This is a genomic window from Bryocella elongata, assembly GCF_900108185.1.
In the GTDB taxonomy this organism is placed as follows: domain Bacteria; phylum Acidobacteriota; class Terriglobia; order Terriglobales; family Acidobacteriaceae; genus Granulicella; species Granulicella elongata.
This window is the reverse complement of sequence record NZ_FNVA01000006.1, coordinates 191,385-214,039: the sequence shown is the minus strand read 5'-3', so window position 1 is coordinate 214,039 and position 22,655 is coordinate 191,385. Positions and strand designations below refer to the sequence as shown.

At 63.0% G+C, this 22,655-nt stretch carries 20 protein-coding genes; 5 read left to right on the top strand and 15 right to left on the bottom strand.

Annotated elements, in window-relative coordinates; genetic code table 11:
* Nucleotides 1–140: 140 nt before the first annotated feature.
* The 5 genes from rpoB to C4S68_RS16915 all read right to left on the bottom strand — a co-directional run bounded on the left by rpoB (nt 141) and on the right by C4S68_RS16915 (nt 8,615).
* Complete coding sequence (gene rpoB, locus C4S68_RS16935) at nt 141–4,643, bottom strand: DNA-directed RNA polymerase subunit beta (protein ID WP_103934287.1); 4,503 nt, start codon at nt 4,641–4,643, stop codon at nt 141–143.
* 809 nt (nt 4,644–5,452) lie between these two features.
* A complete protein-coding gene (rplL, locus tag C4S68_RS16930; RefSeq protein WP_103934499.1) occupies nt 5,453–5,827 on the bottom strand; it encodes a 50S ribosomal protein L7/L12 in 375 nt (124 codons plus the stop codon).
* 164 nt (nt 5,828–5,991) lie between these two features.
* A complete protein-coding gene (gene rplJ, locus C4S68_RS16925; protein ID WP_103934286.1) occupies nt 5,992–6,525 on the bottom strand; it encodes a 50S ribosomal protein L10 in 534 nt (177 codons plus the stop codon).
* A 170-nt stretch (nt 6,526–6,695) separates the two neighbouring features.
* Complete coding sequence (rplA, locus tag C4S68_RS16920) at nt 6,696–7,409, bottom strand: 50S ribosomal protein L1 (protein ID WP_103934285.1); 714 nt, start codon at nt 7,407–7,409, stop codon at nt 6,696–6,698.
* 609 nt (nt 7,410–8,018) lie between these two features.
* Nucleotides 8,019–8,615, bottom strand: coding sequence for a Uma2 family endonuclease (locus C4S68_RS16915; protein ID WP_103934284.1), 597 nt, complete (start codon nt 8,613–8,615; stop codon nt 8,019–8,021).
* A gap of 191 nt (nt 8,616–8,806) precedes the next feature.
* Here C4S68_RS16915 and C4S68_RS16910 point away from each other — a divergent pair, with 191 nt between their 5' ends.
* A complete protein-coding gene (locus C4S68_RS16910) occupies nt 8,807–10,063 on the top strand; it encodes an SPL family radical SAM protein (RefSeq protein WP_235011665.1) in 1,257 nt (418 codons plus the stop codon).
* Between the two features lie 55 nt (nt 10,064–10,118).
* Here the strand turns inward: C4S68_RS16910 and C4S68_RS16905 are convergent, their stop codons facing one another.
* The 3 genes from C4S68_RS16905 to C4S68_RS16895 form a co-directional block, all read right to left on the bottom strand.
* Entirely contained in the window at nt 10,119–10,457 is a 339-nt protein-coding gene (locus C4S68_RS16905) for a hypothetical protein (RefSeq protein ID WP_103934283.1), read from the bottom strand.
* 94 nt (nt 10,458–10,551) lie between these two features.
* On the bottom strand, nt 10,552–11,067 hold the full coding sequence (locus C4S68_RS16900) for a DUF2165 family protein (protein WP_103934282.1): 516 nt from the start codon (nt 11,065–11,067) through the stop codon (nt 10,552–10,554).
* A 15-nt stretch (nt 11,068–11,082) separates the two neighbouring features.
* Nucleotides 11,083–11,976: a c-type cytochrome gene (locus C4S68_RS16895; protein WP_103934281.1), complete on the bottom strand. Its 894-nt coding sequence runs from the start codon at nt 11,974–11,976 to the stop codon at nt 11,083–11,085.
* A 143-nt stretch (nt 11,977–12,119) separates the two neighbouring features.
* Here C4S68_RS16895 and C4S68_RS16890 point away from each other — a divergent pair, with 143 nt between their 5' ends.
* The 3 genes from C4S68_RS16890 to hpxZ all read left to right on the top strand — a co-directional run bounded on the left by C4S68_RS16890 (nt 12,120) and on the right by hpxZ (nt 14,008).
* Entirely contained in the window at nt 12,120–12,590 is a 471-nt protein-coding gene (locus C4S68_RS16890; protein ID WP_103934280.1) for a RidA family protein, read from the top strand.
* A gap of 1 nt (nt 12,591) precedes the next feature.
* A complete protein-coding gene (locus tag C4S68_RS16885) occupies nt 12,592–13,545 on the top strand; it encodes an acetamidase/formamidase family protein (protein ID WP_103934279.1) in 954 nt (317 codons plus the stop codon).
* A gap of 82 nt (nt 13,546–13,627) precedes the next feature.
* Complete coding sequence (gene hpxZ / locus C4S68_RS16880) at nt 13,628–14,008, top strand: oxalurate catabolism protein HpxZ (protein WP_200821581.1); 381 nt, start codon at nt 13,628–13,630, stop codon at nt 14,006–14,008.
* A gap of 100 nt (nt 14,009–14,108) precedes the next feature.
* On the opposite strand, the gene C4S68_RS16875 is transcribed toward hpxZ, so the two are convergent.
* The 7 genes from C4S68_RS16875 to C4S68_RS16845 all read right to left on the bottom strand — a co-directional run bounded on the left by C4S68_RS16875 (nt 14,109) and on the right by C4S68_RS16845 (nt 21,189).
* Complete coding sequence (locus C4S68_RS16875) at nt 14,109–14,945, bottom strand: DUF3891 family protein (RefSeq protein ID WP_103934277.1); 837 nt, start codon at nt 14,943–14,945, stop codon at nt 14,109–14,111.
* 153 nt (nt 14,946–15,098) lie between these two features.
* Complete coding sequence (locus C4S68_RS16870) at nt 15,099–15,893, bottom strand: ABC transporter permease (RefSeq protein ID WP_103934276.1); 795 nt, start codon at nt 15,891–15,893, stop codon at nt 15,099–15,101.
* Complete coding sequence (locus C4S68_RS16865) at nt 15,890–16,663, bottom strand: ABC transporter ATP-binding protein (protein WP_103934275.1); 774 nt, start codon at nt 16,661–16,663, stop codon at nt 15,890–15,892. Before C4S68_RS16865 ends, C4S68_RS16870 begins: the two co-directional genes overlap by 4 nt.
* A complete protein-coding gene (locus C4S68_RS16860; RefSeq protein WP_103934274.1) occupies nt 16,660–18,366 on the bottom strand; it encodes a CocE/NonD family hydrolase in 1,707 nt (568 codons plus the stop codon). Before C4S68_RS16860 ends, C4S68_RS16865 begins: the two co-directional genes overlap by 4 nt.
* Nucleotides 18,363–19,166, bottom strand: a complete 804-nt coding sequence (locus tag C4S68_RS16855) for a creatininase family protein (RefSeq protein WP_103934273.1) — start codon at nt 19,164–19,166, stop codon at nt 18,363–18,365. Before C4S68_RS16855 ends, C4S68_RS16860 begins: the two co-directional genes overlap by 4 nt.
* Entirely contained in the window at nt 19,163–20,539 is a 1,377-nt protein-coding gene (locus C4S68_RS16850) for an FAD-binding oxidoreductase (RefSeq protein WP_103934272.1), read from the bottom strand. The genes C4S68_RS16855 and C4S68_RS16850 overlap by 4 nt, the downstream gene beginning before the upstream one ends.
* Nucleotides 20,540–20,661: 122 nt before the next feature.
* Nucleotides 20,662–21,189 carry a nucleoside deaminase gene (locus tag C4S68_RS16845; protein WP_160115211.1) on the bottom strand — a complete coding sequence of 176 codons (528 nt, stop codon included), beginning with the start codon at nt 21,187–21,189 and terminating at the stop codon, nt 20,662–20,664.
* A 101-nt stretch (nt 21,190–21,290) separates the two neighbouring features.
* On the opposite strand from C4S68_RS16845, the gene C4S68_RS16840 reads away from it, so the two are divergent.
* The gene (locus C4S68_RS16840) at nt 21,291–22,619 is read left to right on the top strand and encodes an amidase (RefSeq protein WP_103934270.1); all 1,329 of its coding nucleotides are present in this window, start codon (nt 21,291–21,293) and stop codon (nt 22,617–22,619) included.
* Nucleotides 22,620–22,655: the final 36 nt, after the last annotated feature.

The following is a 22,655-nucleotide window of genomic DNA, read 5'->3' as shown; positions in this document are numbered from 1 at the left end:
CTTCAGTTGTAGGTGGTACGGCGATGATTGCTTTCCGGCTCATCGCGGCCGCTTGGTTCTGAACTTGTTGCTGGAGCCGTTAGCCCTTCGCTTCTGTACGCATTGCTAGAAGCCAGGAGCTAACGGCTAACAGCTGGTAGTTAGTCGGCTACGGCCAGTTCGGGCACCGTGTTCTCTTCCGCTTCGTTGCCGGTCTTCTTCACGAGCTCGACGTCGAGGCAGAGCGACTGCAGCTCGCGGATAAGGACGTTGAACGACTCAGGTACGCCCGGCTCGATGGCAGCTTCACCCTTGACGATGGCCTCGTAGATCTTCGTACGGCCGAACACATCGTCAGACTTCGCGGTGAGCAGCTCCTGCAGGATGTACGCAGCGCCGTACGCTTCGAGCGCCCAGACTTCCATCTCACCGAAGCGCTGGCCACCGAACTGCGCCTTACCACCCAGCGGCTGCTGCGTGATGAGGGAGTACGGTCCGATCGAGCGAGCGTGGATCTTGTCGTCGACCAGATGCGAGAGCTTGAGCATGTAGATGTAGCCCACGGTGACAGGCTGTTCGAACGGTTCGCCGGTCATGCCGTCGTTGAGCAGGGTCTTGCCGGAGGACGGGAGTCCAGCCGCTGCGAGCAGGGCCTTGATCTCGTACTCCTGCGCGCCATCGAACACTGCCGTGCCGAACCAGATGCCCGAGGCCATACCCGCCGCTACGCGGAGAGTCTGCTGGTCATCGAGTGCGAGCAGCTGGTGCAGAGCTGCCGTGCCCTTGAACTCGCGCTTGAAGATCTCGCGAACCTCACCAGCTTCCTGGTGCTGCGACGCGAGCTCTGCCACCTTGCGACCGAGCTCGTGTGCAGCCCAGCCAAGGTGCGTCTCAAGGATCTGACCGACATTCATACGCGAAGGCACGCCGAGGGGATTGAGCACGATCTCAACGGGGGTGCCATCGGGAAGGTACGGCATGTCCTCTTCCGGCAGGATGCGAGCGATCACACCCTTGTTACCGTGACGGCCGGCCATCTTGTCACCGACCGAAAGCTTGCGCTTCATGGCGATGTAGACCTTGACCATCTTGATGACGCCGGGAGCGAGTTCGTCGCCCTTCTGCATCTTGCCGATCTTCTCGTTGGTGATCTTGCGCAAGACGTCAATCTGGCGCGAGGTCATCTCCTCGATCTCATCGATCTGCTCGTTGACGCGCGGGTCCTTGTCGGCGTAGCGAATACGCTTCAGGTTGCGGGTCGAGATCAGCTCGATCATGTCGCGGGTGAGAATGTCGCCCTTGGAGAGCAGCTTCTTGTTGGTGCGCTCGTCGTGCAGGTCGGCGAGGACTTCCTTGTCGCCAAGGATTCCCTCGAGACGCTTGAGACGCTCGTCGGTAAGAATGCGGATTTCGTCCGCAAGGTTACGCTCGAGCTTCTCGACCATCTCCTGCTCGATCTGGAGCGCACGGGCGTCCTTCTCCTGGCCCTTGCGGCTGAAGATGCGAACGTCAACGACGGTGCCTTCGATGCCCGGAGGGCACGTCAGCGAAGCATCGCGAACGTCGCCGGCCTTTTCACCGAAGATGGCGCGGAGCAGCTTCTCTTCCGGCGTGAGCTGGGTTTCGCCCTTCGGCGTTACCTTGCCCACGAGGATGTCGTTGTGGCCGATCTTGGCGCCGATGCGGATGATGCCCGACTCGTCGAGGTCGCGGAGCGCGTGCTCCGAGACGTTCGGGATGTCGCGGGTGATCTCTTCCGGTCCCAGCTTCGTGTCGCGGGCTTCGATCTCGAACTCCTCGATATGGATCGAGGTGTAGTAGTCCTCGCGGACCAGCTTTTCCGAGATGAGGATCGCGTCCTCGAAGTTGTAACCGCGCCAGGGCATGAAGGCTACGAGCACGTTGCGGCCGAGACCAAGCTCGCCCTGCTCCGTGCAAGGACCGTCCGCCAGTACCTGTCCCTTGAGAACGCGGTCACCCTTGCGGACGATCGGCTTCTGGTTGATGCAGGTGTTCTGGTTGGAGCGCTTGAACTTCGTGAGCTGGTAGATATCGGAACCGACCTCACGCGACAGCTGCGTGGGGTGGTGCTCGCCTTCGACGCGCACGATGATGCGCTCGGAGTCGACCGAATCGATGATGCCGTTACGCTTGGCCAGGATGACGGCGCCGGAGTCGCGGGCGGTGACGCCCTCCATACCGGTACCGACAAACGGGGCCTCGGAGACGAGCAGCGGCACCGACTGGCGCTGCATGTTCGCTCCCATCAGGGCGCGGTTCGCGTCGTCATGCTCGAGGAACGGTACGAGCGAAGCGGCGACCGAGACCAGCTGCTTTGGCGAGACGTCGACGTAGTCGACCTCAGCCTTGGGCACCAGGACGAAGTTGCCGGCCTTACGTGCATTGACCAGGTCCTCAGCGAGGCGGAGTTCCGCATCGAGAACGACGTTGGCCTGCGCGATGGTGTGGCGATCCTCTTCCCACGCGGAGAGGTAGAAGCTGAACGGCTCGACATCGACCGTGCGCTTGCCATCCTTGACCAGCTGCGCGTTGAGCTTGTGCCACTCGTGAACCTCGAGGACATCGCCCTGGCGCAAACCGCTCTCACCGGCGTTGGAGATGGAGACGTAGTCCAGCACCTGGCCGTCCTTGACCTTGCGGTAGGGCGACTCGATGAAGCCGTACTCGTTGATGCGTGCGAAGCACGACAGCGACGAGATCAGACCGATGTTCGGACCTTCCGGCGTCTCGATCGGGCAGATACGACCGTAGTGGGTCGGATGCACGTCTCGCACTTCGAAGCCGGCACGCTCACGCGACAGACCACCAGGCCCAAGGGCCGAGAGGCGGCGCTTGTGCGTGATCTCCGAGAGAGGGTTGGTCTGATCCATGAACTGCGAGAGCTGCGACGAACCGAAGAACTCGCGGATGGCGGCCATGACAGGCTTGGCGTTGATGAGGTCGTGCGGCATGGCCGTCGACATCTCCTGGTAGACGGACATCTTTTCCTTGATCGCGCGCTCCATGCGAACCAAGCCGATGCGGAACTGGTTCTCCATGAGTTCGCCGACCGCGCGGACGCGGCGGTTGCCAAGGTGATCGATGTCGTCGACCTGACCGATGTTCTTGCGCAGCTTGAGGAGGTAACGGATGGTGCCGTAGAAGTCCTCAGGCGTGAGCGTACGGTGATCGAGCGAGGTGTGCTCGCCCTTTTCGTACAGCTTGATGTTGAACTTGAGACGTCCGACGCGCGAGAAGTCGTACTTGCGCGGATCGAAGAACATGCCTTCGAAGAGCGCGGTCGCGGTGTCGAGCGTCGGTGGGTCGCCCGGACGGAGCTTGCGGTAGATCTCGATCAGCGCTTCTTCGGGCTTGCGCACGGAGTCGCGGCGAAGGGTGTTCGCAATGATGTTGCCTACGTCGTCGCGGTCGGGGAAGAAGACCTCGAAGCTGGTGACGCCGGACTGCTGGATCTTGTGCAGCTTGTCGGCGGTGAGCTCCTGGTTGGCCTCGTAGAGCAGCTCGCCGGTGGACATGTCGACCACTTCGGAGGCCGTCATGGCGCCGTCGAACTCGGAGGTCTCAACTTCAACGGAGGCGATGGCAGCAGCGCGGATATTCTTCATCGCGTTGTTGCCGATCTTCTTGCCGCTGGCGACGATCTCTTCCTTGCCGTTGGAGATCGACGAGGTCGCACGGGTGCCGACGAGGTTGGTATGCACACCCTCGGGGGCCACAGTCCAGTGCAGCTTCGCGTCCGCCACCTTGATGGTGTCGACCGTGTAGAAGGTCTTGAGGATCTCCTCGTCTGTACGCAGGCCGAGCGCGCGCAGGAAGATCGTTCCGAGGAACTTGCGCTTGCGATCGATGCGGACGTAGAGGGTGTTCTTCTGGTCGTATTCGAACTCCACCCAGCTGCCGCGGTACGGAATGATCTTGCCGAGGAAGTAGGTGCGGTTGTTCGCCGTCTCGAAGAAGACGCCGGGCGAACGGTGCAGCTGCGAGACGATAACGCGCTCGGTGCCGTTGACGATGAAGGTGCCGTTGGCGCTCATCAGCGGGATATCGCCGAAGAAGACTTCCTGCTCCTTCATGTCGCGCAGGGTCTTCACGCCGGTCTCAGGATCCTTGTCGTAGATCTTGAGGCGGATGGTGACCTTGAGCGGAGCGGAGTAGGTCATGCCGCGCTCTTCGCACTCAGCCTGGTCGTACTTCAGCTGGAGACCGACGGGATCACCGCACTTGGTGCAGAAGTCGGGGGTGTTCTTGTTGTAGGTTCCGCAGAACTTGCAGAGGACATCACCGGGGTGGAAGGGATCCGTGATGACCATGTGGCCGCAGTTGGTGCAGGCCGAGCGGAGGTGGTTGAGACCCTTGAGGTAGCCGCACTTGCACTCCCAGTTGCCGATCGTGTAGTCGACAAACTCGAGTTCGGAGACGTTGCGGAAGTCGGTAATGGGGAAGACCGAGGTGAAGACCGACTGAAGACCATTGTCCTCGCGCTCCTGAGGCAGCTTGTCCATCTGCAGGAAGCGCTCGTAGCTGCGCCGCTGGACCTCAATCAGGTTCGGGATCTTGATGCTCGTCGGGATCTTGGAGAAGTCGAGGCGCTGGCGAACCGAGCGGAGGACGTTCTTGGGATCGTGAGTATTGTGGCGTGACATTCTCTCTCCTGGTACTTGGCTCGAGGCCTTCCACGTTTCGAGGCACCGCCGGGAATGGCAAGTGCATCGGATGGAAGGGAGAAGAGGCCGGCCAGGCCCCTCTCATTGGACATTGCCGCGCCGCTTTCAGCTCGACCGCTCCTCGAAGACGGTCGCGCCCATGGCGCAGGGTGCTGCTCCCCAGCGAAGCATTCTGCGGGGTACAAACCTGGGACTCGCTTCCGCTTTCTTCACACGGCGGAAGCTGTTACAACATCGTTGGCGGCGGAGTTACGTGCGACCGCGCGACGGTAGTGTGCCGGCGGTTCAGCGGCTCAATGCATGCGGGTGCATGAAGACGCCGAAAGCGCCCTGCGGGAACGAATGCCCGGAGAGCGCGAAGCTGGTTGAAAAGTTTGATTCCCTAAGGAAACGCTGGATAGTCGCCGCCCTTTGAGGCCTTGCCGAGGGGCCTCAAGTTTGCCGCTTGTCGCACGTTTCACCCTGCGGACCCGCCGCTCGAACCGCAGGATGGCCGACTCCGTAACCTGCTTCGCAGTGCCAGGATGAGTCGGAAGATACTAGAAGATGTCGGCGACCGCGTCGCCGCGTGTTGCGCCTGAGATCTATAAAACCGGAGAATCTGCCAATGTCGAGGATTCCAAACAAACGGCGCTGCACGCCGAGGCAACTGCAGCTTTATCCCCATCACAGAGGATACTGCAAATTACCTCGGCGTGCAAGCCGGTGTCTTTCGGGCACCGCGGAACTCCGCGGCCAGCGCCGGCTGAAGCCGGTCGCCTGCCCGTAACTTCCTGCAAAGCAGGAAGTTACTTGATCTCGACTGCCGCGATGCCGTCGAACTTCTTGGCGACGGTTGCCGCCTCGTCCTTCGAGACATTCTCCTTGAGGGGCTTGGGAGCCGCCTCAACGAGGTCCTTGGCTTCCTTGAGACCGAGGCCGGTGACTTCGCGTACTGCCTTGATGGTGTTGATCTTGTTCGCGCCGATCTCCTTGAGGATCACGGTGAACTCGGTCTGCTCTTCAACGGCTGCTGCCGGAGCCGCAGCTCCGCCGCCGCCAACCGCAACGGTCGCGGCCGCAGCCGAGACGCCGAGGCGCTCTTCGAGCTTCTTTACCAACTCCGAAGCCTCGAGGAGGCTGAGGCTAACGATCTGATCTTCCAACTGCTGCAAATCCGCCATGATGTTCTCCATGTATTACTGAATTCGTTTTCGTACTGCTGATGATTCCCCAAAGTTCGATCTCTCGACCTTTGGCTGCCGCCTGTTCCCTTGGGGTTCCGTTGCGCCAGACATGCGCCCCCTTGTTCCCCAGCGGCAAAACTTGTGTGCCTGCACCTGAAGGCTTAGGCTGCGGGGAGCTTGCCCTGCTCGACGGCCTGGTTGACGACAACGGCCAGGTTGCGGCCGGTGGCGTTGATGACCGTCGCCAGACGCTGCGCGGGCGAGTTGATGAGGAAGAGGAGCTTGCTGAAGAGCTCTTCCTTGCCGGGCAGGTTGGCCAGAGCCGTGATCTCGGGAACCGTGATCACCTTGCCGTCGACGATGCCGAGCTTGAAGGTGAACTCCGAGTTTTCCTTGACCCAGTCAGACAACGTCTTCGCGAGAGCGACGGGATCGCCCGACGTGTAAGCCACGGCGGAGACGCCCTTGAGGCCCTGCAGAGCGGCCTCAACCTTGGTGCCCTCGGAGGAGATGGCCGCAAGCTTGTTCTTGACCACGTGGTACTGGCCACCGGCTGCGCGGATCTTCTTGCGGAGGTCGAAGTCCTTGGATGCGGTGAGACCCTTGAAGGTCCCGATGATAGCGGTCGTGGAGGTCGACAACTCGGCTGCGAGCAGCTTGACCTTCTCGTTCTTCTTTGCCTTGCTGATTGCCATAAAAACAGCCTCTAGCTTCTAGCTTTTCGCTACGGCCAGCTCTTAGCTGCCAGCCTTCTAGCTCTTAGCTTAATTTTGGCGCTTCGAGAGATGGAATCTCCATCGGAGCACAAACCGAAAACCTGCAACACACTGGCTGGAAGCTAAACGCCAGCCTCCAGCAGCTAGTCTTACGCCTTGCTCGCCTGCTCGGCGACGGCGGCTTCGAGCTCGATGCCAGGACCCATCGTGGAGCTGAGGATGATGCGCTTGACGTACTTACCCTTGGCAGCGGAAGGCTTCGCCTTCACGACCGCGTTGATCACGGTCATCGCGTTCTCGGCAATCTTGTCGATCGGGAAGCTGAGCTTTCCAACCGGAACGTGCACCAGGGCAGTTTTGTCAGCGCGGAACTCAACCTTACCGGCCTTGATCTCGCGGATGGCGCCGGCGACATCGGTCGTCACGGTGCCGGTCTTGGGGTTCGGCATCAGGCCACGGGGGCCGAGCACCTTACCCAGACGGCCGACGGAACGCATCATGTCGGGGGTCGCGATCAGAGCGTCGAAGTCGGTCCAACCTTCCTTCTGGATCTTCTCAACGAGGTCCTCGCCACCAACGAACTCGGCGCCGGCCGCTTCCGCTTCCTTCAGCTTGTCGCCGGAGGTGATGACTGCCACGATCTTCGACTTGCCGCCGAGACCATGAGGAAGAACCACCGTGCCACGGACCATCTGGTCAGCGTGACGGGTATCAACGCCAAGGCGGAGGGTCAGATCGACCGTCTCATCGAACTTGGCAAACTTGACCTGCTGCAGCAGGGGAATCGCATCGCCCAACGTGTAGGGGCGTGTTTCCACGAGCGCACGGGCCTTCGCAACATTCTTGGTAAGCTTACGAGCCATCTTTCAACCTCGTCTTCCACCCCGTGTTTTCCGGATCGGCTCCCAATTCTGGGTTCCGCCGGAAGGTCATGCGGTGTTCCGCATGGGCGTGGTTTCGACTGTGCCGACGCAAAATGCGCAGACAACCCTCTAAGTATGGACTAGGATGGCGAAATCCGCAAGTGCCGGGAGCGTCAACCCGGCGGAAGGGCCAGAATTGGGGACGGTTTCCAAGCGAAAAGGGAAAGGCAGCAAGCTGGCGCCGCGTCGGATCGCCCGCGCATTGCGGAGGTACGGCCTCTTTGCCGCGCTGCTCTCCACGTTGTTCCCTTCTTCGGTTCGACTGCACTGCAAGTGCAGCCGAAAGGAGGCGCGCCGATATTCCCGACGCGGAAGAATCGACTCGCTTATGCGCCGATTCGGGTGGTACCCGTGGGAGTGCTACCACTGCCGGGCCGTGTTCTACCGCAACGCGCGGCTCGAGCCTGGCGACTCATAGCTCCATCGCTCCGCCGCTCCCCGGGACGGCTCCTCGAATCCCTCGAATCCCTCGAATCCATCGAATCCATCGAATCCATCGAATCCATCGGATCGTCGACCTGAACCATCTTCGGTATTCGGATCAGGGGTTTAGCCCCAGATCCTTCCCAGCTCCAGCACAAAGCCGCCCACCGGACCTTCGCCGTAGGCAGCTGTGTGACCTTCCTGCTCCTCGGCGGCCTTGCCGGGGCGGTAGATCTCGACTATCTTGCGCTCGGGGTCGATGAGCCAGGCGAGTTCGGCACCGTTGGCCAGCCAAGACTGCATCTTCTTCTGTAGTTTGGGCAGGTCGTCGGTGGGCGAGCGGAGTTCGACGAGGAACTCCGGGCAGATGGGCGCGAAGGCCTGGCGTTGGGCCTCGGTGAGCGCGTTCCAGCGTGGCCAGCTGATCCAGGCGGCGTCCGGGCTGCGCATGGAGCCGTCGGGGAGCGTGAAGCCGGCGCTGGAGTCGAAGACGACGCCGGAGTTCGTCTGGCGTGCCCAAAGGGCCAGCTGAAAGTTCAATTCCGCGTTCCGGCTGCCCGTTCCACTTCCTGTCGGCGACATCACGATCAGATCTCCATTGGCGTCGCGTTCGATACGCAGATCGTCGTTCTTCGCGCAGAAGCGCAGAAGTTCCTCGTCGCTCAAGGGCTGCTCGAAGCGGAGGCGAAGCGGGGACGAAGCCTGGGGCACGACCAGCTGCATGGGGGCAGTCTACGCCAGAAGTGGGCGCGATTCGAGGGGATTCGGGTGGGCGTTTCCCGCGCCGGGAAGGGGCAAAACCACAAGGGATGGGGGCGACGCGGGTAGCCTCCACAGGCGAAGAAAAAACGTACTGCTCGGCCTTGACTCCCACAGCCAGAGGGCCTAGATTCGACTTCACCGAGGGCGAAGAAATGGCGAATCACGAGATCGGAATCCCGAAAGACCACGAGATCGAATCCGCAGCCGCAGTGGAGATGCCGACCTCTCCTGCGGCGCCGGCTACCACGCTGTTTCCTATCCTCGACTCCCGTCCGGCTGGGCTGGCACGCATTGCCGCCGAGGCCACCCATGCCGAGGACGGGCATCTGATCGAGTTTCGCTCCATGCGGTCGAAGTCGCTGCTGAATCACTCGGTCTCGAAGCGGATGGGGTGGAAGGCCTGGACGATCAACCCCTACCGGGGCTGCGAATTCGGCTGCAAGTACTGCTACGCCCGCTACACCCATGAGTTTCTGCGGCCCGAACCCATTACACCGGTTGAGCCGGGGACCTATGAGGCTCCTCAGCAGGACTGGGCGCTGGCGTTCGAGCGGGAGATTTATCTCAAAGAGAACGCTGCGTGGCTGCTGGAGCAGGAGCTGAAGTCGGTTCCGCACGACGAGGAGCTGGCGCTGGGAACAGCGACGGATCCGTATCAGCCGATCGAGCGCAGGGTAGGCATTACGCGGTCGATCCTGGAGGTGATGGCCCGGCAGCAGGGACGGCGGCTGGGGATCGTCACGAAGTCGAACCTGATTGTGCGGGATGTGGACCTGCTGGTGCGGATCGCCGAGCGGAATGCGCTGGTCGTACACATTACGGTGACGACCACCGATGCGGCGCTGGCGCGGAAGCTGGAGCCACGGGCGCCTCGGCCGGATCTTCGGCTGGCGGCGGTGAAGACGTTACGGGAGGCCGGGGTGATTACGGGCGTGCTTTGCTCGCCGCTGCTTCCAGGAATCAATGACAGCTTGCGGTCGCTGGAGCAGGTGGCCAGCGCTGCCGCCGCAGCGGGTGCAAGCTTCCTGGGAGCCCACCCGCTGTTCTTGAAGTCGTGTTCGCGTCCTACCTACCTGAGTTTCGTTCGCGAACACTTCCCTGCCCTGGTGCCGGACTATGAGCGCCGCTATGCGACGAAGGACTTTGTCGACGCGGGCTACCGGCAGAGGATGGCTCTGCTGGTGCGGCGGCTGTGCGCCACGCATGGGCTGGCAGAGCGGGTGACGGAGGCGATCCTGACGCGCGACCCGAAAGATCCTAAGGCCGACGAGAGGAAGAGATACTTTACGCCACGTTTGCCGGTCGACGATCCGTCGATGCTCTCGACGGCTCCTGCCATGGATCGTAAGGAACCCCAGAAGGCGGTGCTGGAGTATCCCGAGCCAGCGCAGGCGGCGCTGTTTGGGTAGCTTGCGGAGGGACTGAAATCCCGCCCTGACCGATCGGGGCCTGCCCGGAGGCTCCCTAGAGGTCTATGGGCACGAAGCCGGCGAACATGTCCGAAGCCTCCGCCACGGAGTTCAGCGGAACGTAGTCGCAGGCGGCGTTGTAGCGGACCCAGAGTTTGCCGACCTCGGGGTCCGTATGCGCTTTGGCGATGGCGCCCGGAGCCCACTCGAAGACCTCGACGATGGTGCCGTCCTTCGCTCGGCCTGCGAGAGCCGGGCGGTTCGTGGCAAGGCCCAGCTTTCGCAGCAGCGGGACATGCTCGAGGGTGAGTTGGAGGAGTTCGGCTTCCATGCCAGGCTTTGGCTTGTAGGCAACGATCACGAGGCGAGGTTCGGTTTGTTCGGAGGCGTTCATTGGGCGTAGCTCCCTACTTGAGGTTCCTGTTTCGAGACGCAGATTCCCTTCGGGAATGACAACAAAAGGAGCCATGCCGCGTCATTCGAGATTGCTACTCGCCGGACTCGGGCAAGAGCATGACGAGCAGCAGAATGCCCTCGATGGTGATCATGCGGAAGGCGGCTTCCTGGCCGTTCCACGTGTGCGACTGCCACATGAGGAACCATTCTGCGCCGATCTCGAGGAAGGCGACGAGCCAGAGGAGCATGCCTGCGGTAAGCGCGGCGATGGCGATCCGCTTGGAGCGGACGAAGGCTGCCGGAGTCGCGCTTCGCTCTGAGAACATCGCGGCGGCCGCCCACCAGCAGAGCACCATGTTCAGAGCTTCGTAACAGATGATGCCGACATAGAAGGCGATGTGGAGCGCGATCGGGTGCAGGGCTCGCCACATGCCGTGATTGCCGGGGAAGGTTGAATCCATCGACAGCACATGGTGGACGAACTGATAGTTCGAATCGAAGTCTGTGATGTTGTTGAAGACGACGAGGGTGAAGAAGAAGGCCATCGCGGCCATAAGGACGGTCTTGGCGAGTCGTGAGACTTTTGCGGTGTCGGTGATCTCGGGCATCGCGGCGAACTCCTGTCAGTCGGCGTGTGCGAAGGGTTTGAAGTACGCAATCAGGGCGGCGATGGTGGCGTCGTCATACTGCGGCGAACCAGACATCTGCGTAGCGGGGTTGATCTTGTTTGGCGCACGAACGTAGGTTGCGAACCATTGCGGGTCGGTGATGGCGCGGCGCGCGACGACGCTCCAGGAGCGCTTGGCCTTGGTGCCTCCCTGGCCTTCGCGATTGTGGCAGCGGAAGCAGTTCTCACGAGCGATGGCATAGCCCTGCTGGACCTGGAGTGACTGCGCATCGGGGCCGATCGGAAGGATAGGGCGGTAGACGGCCGCTTCGTTCTCGAAGTCGAGGCGCACGACGCCCCAGGGGATCTGCGGCTCTTCACGATGCGAGAGCACCTGCATCTTGGACTGAAAATGCGCATGCGAGATCATGTAGGGCCCCATCGGGACTTTGTCGGATCCGAGTGGCCAGTGCAAGGGATCGAGGCCGTTCACCTTCAGCACAAGGATGGGATGGTGGGCCTGCTGATAGGCGATCGGGTAGTGCGCCTCGTAAAAGTCGTCGCAGATCGCCGTGACGAGGCGAGCGTCCGGCCTCGCGCCCAGCAGCGCAGGTAGAGACTCGAGGAGAACCCCCTCGATGCGCACAGGGCCAACGAAGTTGGTGTCGCCGCTGACGCGGACGCTGACCTGCGGAAGTGCGAGGAGATCCGTATAGTTCACGAACCGGCTTTGCCCGGTAAGGACACCCACAAGATCGCCGCCAATCTCGAGATCATCGCGATGAAGCCGGGTACGGTGCAGCGGGATGCGTGGACCGGGTGGACGCTCTGTCTGCGCAGGGGCGTCGAACAAAGACACAGAAACCATCAATGCCATGAGCACTGTGAAGATCCAACTGCGCTGTCCCATGCCCCATGCTAGACCACGGCTTGTACGTGGCGAGCGGAAATCGACTTCGGCGACACGTTCGTTGTTTATGGATTCGAGACTTCAGGCGCGGCACATCTACCGGGCTGAAGCCATGGGATCGGCGTGCTACGCTAACTTTCACCATGACCCCCAAAGACACACTTGCCGAGCTTGGACTCGCGCTTCCCGCGGCCCCGAAGCCTGGCGGCAACTACACCTCGGCACGCACTGTCGGTAACCTCGTGTTTCTCTCCGGCGTGATCTCGCAGACGGCGGATGGCGTCATCACCGGCTGCGTCGGGCAGGATCGCACGGTCGAAGAAGGCTATGCCGCCGCGCAGAGCTGCGCGCTGCTGCACCTTGCGGTGCTGGAGGCTCATCTCGGCTCGCTGGAGAAGGTGAAGAGCATTGTTACGGTGAATGGCTACGTGAACTCTGTGGCCGGATTCTCGGAGTCGCCGGCGGTGATCAACGGAGCGTCGGACCTGCTGGGCAAGGTCTTCGGCGAGAGCGGCAAGCATGTACGCGCGGCGATCGGCGTGAGCGGGCTGCCTCGGCATGCGCTGGTGGAGCTGCAGATGACGGTCGAGTTGAAGACGACTGGGGAGATTTAGGGTGGCGACGCATGAGCTTTCGGCTGAGCCAACACACTCCCGCTGGAACGCGGACCTTGCGCCGCGGCTGACGATTGCGAGCGGTGACACCGTCCACTTCGACTGCCAGGATGCGAGCGGGCTGCAGGTGCGCGATGGCATGGCGGCGGAGGAGTTTGCGGGCATCGACAAGATGCGGATTCACTGCCTGACGGGGCCGGTTGCGATTGACGGAGCCGTTCCTGGCGACGTGCTGCAGGTGGATGTGCTCGAGGTAGCTCATCGCGGCTGGGGATGGACGAGCACGATTCCGGGGCTGGGCTTCCTGAAGGAGCGCTTCAGCGAAGGTTCGCTCTTCCATTGGAAGCTGGAGTGCGATGTGTCGCGCTCGCTGACGCCGGCGGTGGTGCCGCTGCGACCGTTCTGCGGGATCATGGGCGTGGCTCCGGCGGACAAGGGCGAGTTCCGCACGCGGGCGCCGGGAGTCTTCGGCGGCAATATGGACGTGCGCGAGCTGGCGACCGGAGCGACGCTTTACCTTCCCGTGCAGCAGCCGGGGGCTTTGTTCAGCTGTGGCGATGCGCATGCGGCGCAGGGCGATGGCGAGGTGTCGATCAATGGCATCGAATGCCCTGCGGATGTGACGCTGCGGTTCACGCTGCATAAAGGTGCCGCGGTGCGAGGCGTCTTCGCACAAGGTCCCGTGATCGAGGCTCCCACGCCAGGCGATGTGGGGCCGGGCTGGGTGGTGGTGGAGAGCGCGACCGATGCCTTGACGGCTGCGCGCAACGCTACGAGCCGGATCATCGACTTCCTCGTTGCGCAATGGGGCTTTACGCCGGTGCACGCGTACGTGCTGTGCAGCGTGGCGATGAAGCTGCAACTGAGCCAGGTAGTGAACGAGCCGATGATCACTGTGTCCGCGGTGATTGCGAAGAGCGTGCTGCCGGAGCGGAAGCTGTTTGCGACTTCCTGAGGCAAAGAAAAGTTTGATCGAGCTGTGAGTTACGAGTTCTGAGCTGCGAGTTCTGGGCTGCGAGTTGGGGTGAAGCTTGGTCGTGAATGATCCGGAGGTTGTCGCGGAGTTGGCGGCGTTGTATCCGCGCTATGAAGAAGCGCTGGTGACCAACGATGTGCCGGTGTTGACGGAGATGTTCTGGGCTTCGCCGCTGTCGATTCGTCTGGGCGCGGGTGAGAACCTGTACGGCGAGGCGGAGATCGAGGCGTTCCGGTTGAGCCGGCCTGCGGTGGGGCTCGCGCGGCGACAGGTACGGTTGGAGATTCGTACCTTCGGCAAAGACTACGGATCGATTACGTTGGAGTTCGAGCGCGATACGTTGAACGGCATCGTCCGTGGACGGCAGAGCCAGGTGTGGGTGCGGCTGGACGAGGGCTGGCGGATCGTCCAGGCGCATGTGTCGATTTTGCCCAGGAGTTAGTTCGCATCTCCGGTGTACACACAGACCTGTGACACTATATAGCTCCAGTGGCACGATAGCCCGGGTCCCTTGAGGGACCCGGGGCACCCAGAGGCAAGGGCTACCCCCTTGATGTCACTGTCACTGTGAGGATCTCGACCGGGGCAGCTTCATAGAGCGCGCGAAGCTCTTCCGCGCTGGCGAAGGTTGTGCCTTCGACGAAGCGGGCTGGAAGCTCGAAGCTCAACAGCGGCTCGGCGAAGGGATAGGGTGTGAGCCGGAAGCTGCGCACGCCGATGCGTTCTACGTTGATCTCACTGGTGCCATCGATGGTCTTCAACGGGTGCAGCAGTGAGGCATCGCCCGCGAAGTTCACACAGCTGAGCAGCGAGAGATTGTCGCAGGCCTGGAGCAGGCGGAAGTTCTCGAGGAAGGCTTCATCGGTGAGAAACTCGGGCGCGACCCTATAGGAGCCCAGGAGTTGATCGCGGAGCTTCTGTTGCAGTTCGAGCTGCTCGTCGAGGAAGGCATCGAGCATGGGCAGCAGGTCGGGTTTGATAGTGGAGCGGTCCGCGTGTTCGCCGAGCAGGTTGCGGGTGTGCATGGAGATGAGGATCGCGGCGTAGGGGTCGCGCTCGGCGATGAGCTTGACCGCGTTGCGGCGGACATTGAGATAGGCGACGAGGTCGATCTCTTCGAAGGCAGAGTACTTCCCTACCAATTCGACGGAGAACGCTGACGGCTTGCCTTCGCGGGTGATCGGCGTGGTGGCATCGCGGGCGGCCCAGCCATCATCGTGCGACCAGATGCCGAGCAGCACGTGCTCGCGGGGCTCGGGCTGAAGGAATTGCGTGTTGCCCCATGCGGTGGCGAAGGCACCAGCCAGGTGTGCGTGGTCGGGGTGGGTGATGAGGTACCAGCCGGGCTGGCCGTCCTTTTGTGAAGCGAGGCGAAGCATATGTCGGGACCTCAGGGGCTGAAGCCCCTATCTATTTGCCGCTCTTACGGCACGGCTGAAGCCGTGCCCTTAACGAGACGATCGTGCTCGTCCTCATGGTTTCCAAACGCTTGAACTGCAAGCTGGCCAATGCTCTTCGGCCTTTCGAATGGGTCAGGATTCGAGGCGGCTTACGGCTGCGGACTCGTGCCACTTGTGCAGCATCAGCCATTCGAGGAAGGTTGCGGTGAAGAAGAACGCGAAGCCGAGGATCGTGGACGCGATGACGAGCGCGAAGAGGAGGTCGGTCTGCATCTGCGCCATCGCATACAGGATGGAGTAACCGAGGCCGCCCTGCCCTACGCGTGAGGAGCCCGCGAAGAGTTCGCCGGTGATGGCTCCGATGACCGCGAGGCCGCTGGAGATGCGTATGCCGACGAAGAGGTATGGCAGCGAGTGCGGGAGGCGCAGCTTCGCGAGCACCTGTGCAGGCGAAGCGTTGTGCATGAGGAAGAGCGCGACCAGGTCGTCGTTGACGCTGATGAGGCCTTGCGTGGTGTTGGCGATGATAGAGGACACGCAGAAGATGAACGCGACGAGTGTGACCGCGGCTTGCCCCGGGCCGACCCACATGATGATGAGGGGCGTCACAGCCATGATGGGCACCGTCTGCAGGAGCACGGTGTAAGGAAATAGCAGACGGCGGATCCATTCGGAGCGCGCGAAGATGAGCGCGATGAGCACGCCGAGGATGACGGCGGAGACGATGCCGAGGACGGCCTCTTCGGTAGTGATGAGCAGTGCGCTGAGGATGCCGTTGAGGTGTTCGCCGAAGGCCACCGTGACCATCCACGGCGTGGGCAGCATGTAGGCGGGGACGTTGAAGGCAGCGATGATGCCTCGCCAGACAAGCAGCATGGCGAGGAAGACGCCGAGGGAGTTGAGCACGAAGACAAGGCGTTTCTTCATGCGCGATGGGCCTCCCGGAGAAGCCGCGAGGCGCGGTTGACCAGAGCATCGAAGGCTTCCGACTCGCGGGTCTCGGCGGTGCGTGGCCAAGGCAGGTCGATGGTCAGCTCGTGCGCAATGCGGCCGGGATGCGGCGCGAGGATGATGACGCGCGACGAGAGGAAGATGGCCTCGGCGACGGAGTGCGTGACGAAGAGGACGGTCCAGTCCTGCTCGGCGCGCAGGCGGAGGAGTTCTTCGTTCATGCGGTCGCGGGTGATCTCGTCGAGTGCGGCGAAGGGCTCGTCCATGAGCAGCACGCGCGGCCGCGTGGCGAGGGCGCGGGCGATCGACACGCGCATCTTCATGCCGCCGGAGAGCTGGCGGGGATAGTGCTGGGCGACGTGCGAGAGGTCGACGAGTTGGAGGAGCGACTGCGTGGTTTGCGCGGTCTCGTCGCGGGGGCGGCCTTCGAGTTCAAGCGCGAGCGCGACGTTCTTCTCGACGGTGCGCCAGGGGAGGAGCGTGGCGTCCTGAAAGACGAAGGAGACGATGGGCCGGGCGTTTACGGGCGTCATGCCGTTGACGGTGATCTCGCCCGAGGTGATGGGCGAAAGGCCAGCGACGAGCTTGAGCAGCGTGGATTTGCCGCAGCCGGAGGGGCCGAGGAGCGTGACAAACTCTCCGCGCTCGACGGTGAGCGAGATAGCGTCGAGGACCGGCGCGGCGGACGGGCCGAAGCGCTTGGTGACGTTGGTGAGGAGAACTTCGGGGATTCCGGGAGCGCTCAAGCGTGGCCCTCCTGCAGCACGGGAAGTTGAAGCGACGAAGGGTGCTCGCGATCGTGAAAGACCATGTGGGTGCAGCGCTGCCAGTGGAATACGGTCATCTCGCTGGGCCTCGTGCTGTTGGAGGGATTGCGGTCATAGAGCGGGAAGGCGCAGCCTGCGATCTCGAGGCGGATGCGGTCTCCAGCGGCGAAGACGAAGGAGGTGGGCTCGAGGGTGAACACCCAAAGCTGCGGCACATCGGCGACGCTGGCCTCGCCGAAGAGGAAGGTGGAACGCGCGATGCCGATGCAGACGAATTCGGCGCGGCCATTGGGCTTGACGCAGACGAGCTTGGCGGTGACATCGGCGTGTGCGGATGAGGTCTGCACGTGGAGCGAGACGCTGGGGCGCCCGAAGATGTGGAGCGGAGCTTCCAGGGAATCACCGGTGTAGACGAGGAGGTTGTTGAGCTGTTCCGCGCCGGATTGATCAAACAATCCAGCTAGAGCCTGAGGGCCACCGGGGGCGAAGACGGGGACCTCGGGGTCGAAGACGAAGATGTCGGCTGGACCGGTCGGTTCATCTTCGACGAGGGCGCCATCGCCCTTGCGGGATTCTGCGCGGCCATCGCTGGCGAGGTGCAGGGTGATGGCGGAAGGCGCCTGTGCCGCATCGGCGCTATGCCACGTGTTGGTGCCCATCGCGAAGTGCTTTATGCGAGGCTCGTCGGCGAAGGTGTTGGCGTCTTTGAGCCAGTGGTTGAACCAGCGGAGGAGCAGGTCGTCGGTGTCGAGCAGAGCGGCCTCGCCGAGATTGGCTTCGCCGACGCGATCGCCCCAGGGGATGTGGACCCACGGGCCGGCGAGAAGGTACTGGTTGTCGCGGGCGTGCTCGGTGGCTGCGTGATCGCGGAGCAGCTCGAAGCCTGCCACGGAGCCTTCGAGGTAGGTGTCATACCAGCCGGAGACGTGGAGCGCGGGGACGTTGATGTCGCCAGCGCGCGAACTGATGTCTAAATCCGACCAGAAAGGACCTGGGCTGTCATGAGAGAACCAGTCGCGGACGTAAGACGGCAGGGCGGAATCAACAATCGCTGGATGCTGCGCATAGGGCAGGTGCGAGGCCTGCGCACGGACGTTGGCCCATGCGGCTTCGAGCTTCGCGGAGGCTTCGGCGAGGCCAAGGCGGCGGGCATCTTCCTTGAGCATCTGCAGGCCCCAGCCAAGGGACGAGGCCAGGCGCAGTGCGCCGTGGTGGTAGAACCAGCCGCGATAGAGGTCGCAGGCAGTCATCGCCGGTGCGATGCATTGAAGGCCTTCGGGCTGCTCGGCTGCTGCGAGAAGCTGCGTTGCGCCTTGATAGCTGAAGCCGTACATGCCGATGCGACCGTTGCACTCGGGGCGCGTACGCAGCCAGGCGATGGTCTCGGCGCCGTCGCGGCCTTCGTGGCGGAAGGGATAGAACGAACCTTCGCTGCCGCCGCGGCCCCGCACATCCTGAATCACGACGTTGTAGCCGTGGCGGGCGAACCAGATGGGATGCGCATAGACGACGGTGGAGGCGATGTCGCGGCCGTAGGGCTGACGCATGAGCAGCGTGGGATGCGGGCCAGCCTCAACCGGGTAGTAGTGATCGGAGACGAGCTTCGTGCCGTCGGAGAGTGTGAACGCGACGGAGCGTTCGAGGGTGACGCCGTTGCCGCAGTCAACGAGGGCTGCGCTCATTCGGCCTTGGCCTCGTAGTTGTAGATGGCGGTGAGGGCTTTGGCTACTTGAGCTGAAGCTGAGGCGAGCCAGAGCTCGCCGTTCTCGGGCGTGGAGGGTGTGGGGTCGCCGAGGACGCCGGTGTCGGAGATGTCGCGGGTAAGCCAGGCGAAGTTGGCTGCGCCGCGTTCGGGCTGCAGGAGCTCGTCGTCTTCGAGCTTCGCGATGTAGCGGGCCGTGTAGGCGGAGGTATCGACGAGGTCGGGCGTTGCGGCCAATAGCCATGCGGTTTCGAGCTCACCGGCGTGGAATCCGTACTTGGCTTCCTGCGGGTTGAGGCCTTCGAACTTTGCGCCTGCGGAGCCAAAGATGGTGAAGGTGCGGAGGTTGAACTCGGCACGGAGATCGCGGGCCATCACGTCCACCAGCGAGCTGTTGCCGCCGTGGGTGTTGAAGAGGACGAGCTTGCGAAAGCCCGCCGCGGTGATGGAAGCGCCAAGGTCGCGAACGACCGCCATGAAGGTGGACGCGGAGACAGAGAGCGTTCCGGGGAAGCCGATGTGCTCGTTGCTCTTGCCGTAGCAGATGGGCGGCAGAGCGAAGAGGCTCATGTCGGCGGGGAGCTGCTCGAGCGCGCGGCCGAGCATGACGTTGTTGATGAGGGTGTCGGTGGCGAGAGGAAGGTGGTGGCCGTGCTGCTCGATGGCTGCGGTGCCGAGGACGAGCACGGTGGACTCGCGCGGGAGAGCGTCGACCTGCTTCCAGTTGAGGTAGGCGAAGTTGCGTGCGTCGGGAATCCAGCTGCTGCGTACGGTGTTCATGCGTGTTTTCCTGCCATGGCTGCCACGTTGCGGCGAACGAACGTGGCCATCTTGCCCGGGTTCATCAGGCCGTGGGGATCGTAGCGGTACTTGGCCTGCAGCTGGACGTTGTCTTCGCGATAGCGGCCACCGCCTTCGACGTGGTTCACGTGCGGGTTCGCGACGAAGACGTCATTCGCGCGGCAGGTGTCGATCATGTCGTTGAGACGGGCTTCATCGGTGAACTTCACGACGGGGATGGCGACGGGAAAGATGTTGCCGGCGCCGTTCTTCATCCACTCGATGTGGATGAGGAAGTCGTCGCCGAACTTTGCCTTGAGCGTGGCGAACTGCTCGCGGGAGCGTTCGAGGTCGAAGCCGCACTGCAGGTAGGTGTAGGCGGGATCAGCCTTCATCGCCCATAACGTGGTGTGGTTCCAGGTGTAGTCGGATAGCAGAGGCGTGGAGCGGAGACCGGCGTAGGGCTCGGCGAAGGTGACCTCGCCGCCGGCGTCGCGGACGGCCTGTTCGAGCTGCGCGCGCTGGGCCTCCGCGATGAGCAGGAAGATCCCCGCGTGGCCTTCACGCGCCAGCGACTTGATGGGCGAGAAGAACGAAGGCAGCGGCCACTCGAAGACGGTGAGCAGACGCTTGACCCAGGAGGGATCGACGGCGAGGGTCTCGCTGAAGTCGAAGGCCTGCGCGAAGCTGGGGAAGGCCAGCGCGGCCTGTGCCCACTCGACCGCGGAGGTGAGCTGGAACCAGATCTTCGTGATGACGCCGTTGGTGCCCCAGGCGTGGAGGATGTCGTGGACGGCGGGGCCTTCGTGGAGGAGGACGCGGGGGTCGGCCTCCATGGTGATGACCTCGAGGGCGCGAACGGTGTTGAAGTCGCGCAGGCCGCCATGGGAGATGGAGCCGATGCCGCCGGAGCCGCCGCCGAGGAAGCCGCCGAGCGACGCCTTGGCGATGGTGGAGGGGTAGCAGCGCAGCTCCCAGCCCTGCTTGCGGGCCTCGGTTTCGAGGACGCCGAGCTTGACGCCGGGCTCGCACACGGCGACGCCTTCGCTGTCGATGGACTCGATGGCCTGCATGAGCTGGAGGTCCAGCACCACGCCACCATGGAGTGGCACGGCCTGGCCGTAGTTGCCGGTGCCCGCGCCGCGCAGCGTGACCGGAACGTCATGCGCGAAGCACCAGCGCAGGACGGCGATGATCTCAGCGTTGCTGATGGGTTGGACGACGATGTCGGCGTGCTTGCCATCGAGTTGCGGACGCAGGATGGGGGAGTACCAGTAGAAGTCGCGGGAGAGGCGCTCGACGACCTGCGGCTGGGTGAGGACGCGCGCGGGATCGGCAAGCAATGGAGACAGGCCTGCGGCGAGATCGATCATCTGGCCTCCGTGAGGTGCGGACTCCGCGAGATACGGCGGAGATGCGGTTGGGGTCGAGGTGGATCTGCGAGGTTAGCTCTGCGAGGTAGTTCTGCCGTTGGGTGTTGCGATTCTGTTCCGGGTCAGGCTTTGCGGGTGCGCCAGCTGCGGAAGGCCTTCATCATGTTGGGGTGTGAGAAGAGTGTAAGGCAAAGCTGGTCTTCGCAGGGGCCATCGACCTTGCAGCGCCAGTCGGAGCGGGCTTCGACCTCGGTGGCCGGGATGTGGATCTGGCGAACGAACTTCGCAGCCTCGGTGATGGTGAGTCCATAGACGACGCGATCGAGGTTGGCCCACATGGCATTGGCCATGCACATGGGGCAGGGCTCGCAGGTGGTGTAGAGGGTATAGCCCTTGAGGGAGAAGCTGCCCAGCTTGCGGCAGCCGATGCCGACGGCGCGGAGTTCGGCGTGCAGGCTGGGGTCTTTGGACTTGCCAACGTTGTTGAGGGCGCGGACGAGGCGCTCGCCGGTCTTCGTGTTGACGATTTCGGCGGCAAAGGCGATGGGTGCGGGTGTGTCGAGGGTCTTCGAAGCGAACTTGACCAGATCGCGCATGCGTTCGGAGTCGAACGCGGCCTGCGCGGGGGGGCTGAGCTTGCGGGACCGCATGGCGGACTGGGGGGTAACCATATGCGAACGTAGCACGAGAGTCACGGGCGCTCAACGGCGCACTCGCACGAAGTGCATCCCCTGCCGATAGAATCACCTGCATGCCCGTGAAGCCCAGCCCTATAACCGCACTGCGATCGGCGTTCGGCACGCAGGAGAGCTCTCCCGAAGAAGCTTTGCAGGAGTGTCTCTCGCATGCGAACAGCAATGCAGGCAAGAACGTGTACCTTGCGCAGGACGCAGCCTGGTCGCAGGGCGAAGCCGCGAAGCTGACGGCCGCGGGAGATGACTCACAGCCGCTGTTCGGCATTCCGGTCTCGCTGAAGGACTGCTTCGACCTGGAGGGCTTCGCCACTTCGTGCGGCTCGAAGTTCTACGAGCAAAGCCATGGCATCGCGGTAAAGGATTCGGTGGTAGCGAAGCGGCTGAAGGCCGCAGGCGCGGTGATTACGGGCAAGACCCACCTCCACATGCTGGCCTATGGCATCACGGGAGAGAACCGCGACTACGGCCACTGCCTGCAGCCGCGCGACGCTTCCCTGCTGACCGGAGGATCGTCCAGCGGAGCAGCGGCCAGCGTGCAGGAGGGGTCGGCGATTGCGGCCATCGGCACGGATACGGGCGGGTCGATCCGGGTACCGGCGGCGCTGTGCGGCATCGCAGGGTACCGGTCGTCGGTGAAGTTTTGCGAGAGCCTGTGGGACGGCGGGGCGCACCTGGCGGAGACGTTCGACTCGATCGGATGGCTGTACGGCGACCTACGGGACGGGCCGGTGCTCGGCAAAGCGCTGTTCGGGTTCGACATCGTCGAAGCTCCAAAGATGAGCGGACTGCGGATTGGATATCCGCATGCGCACTTTCTGCGTGACACCGAGCCGCTGATCTTCCGGCTGCAGCGGATCTGGCTGGGCAAGCTGAACCAGCTGGGCGCGACGGTGGAGGAGTTCGATGCCACGTTCTGGGAGCCGGCGATGGAGATCTTTGCGCCCATCCAGGCACACGAGGCGGCCGGCTACCACCGCGGAAACTTCGACAAGTTTGAGCAGCCTGTCGCAGAGCGGTTGAAGTGGGGCGAATCGATTACGGATGATGAGATCGCTTCGCTGGGCGTTCGGCTGAACGTATTTCGCCAGGAGATGCGCGAACTGATGGAGCGCTTCGACTACCTGCTGCTGCCGGCGAGCCCGGTGTCGGCCCTGAAGGAAGGCGAGGACCTGAGCGACGTCCGGGCGCAGATCCTGCGCTACACCGTTCCGATGAGCATGACCGGCACGCCTGCCCTCACCATGCCGGGGTCGATTGGCGGCGTGCAGCTGGTGGGTCGCATCGGCGAGGATGCAGCCTTGCTCGCGCTGACTGCGAAGCTCAATGAGATTGTGCGTTCGGAAGGGCTGGAGATGCTGCAGCCGGGAGCGGGCCCCCAGGCCTGATGCCAGCTCGCGCCGGATGCTGCCGTGCGGATGCTA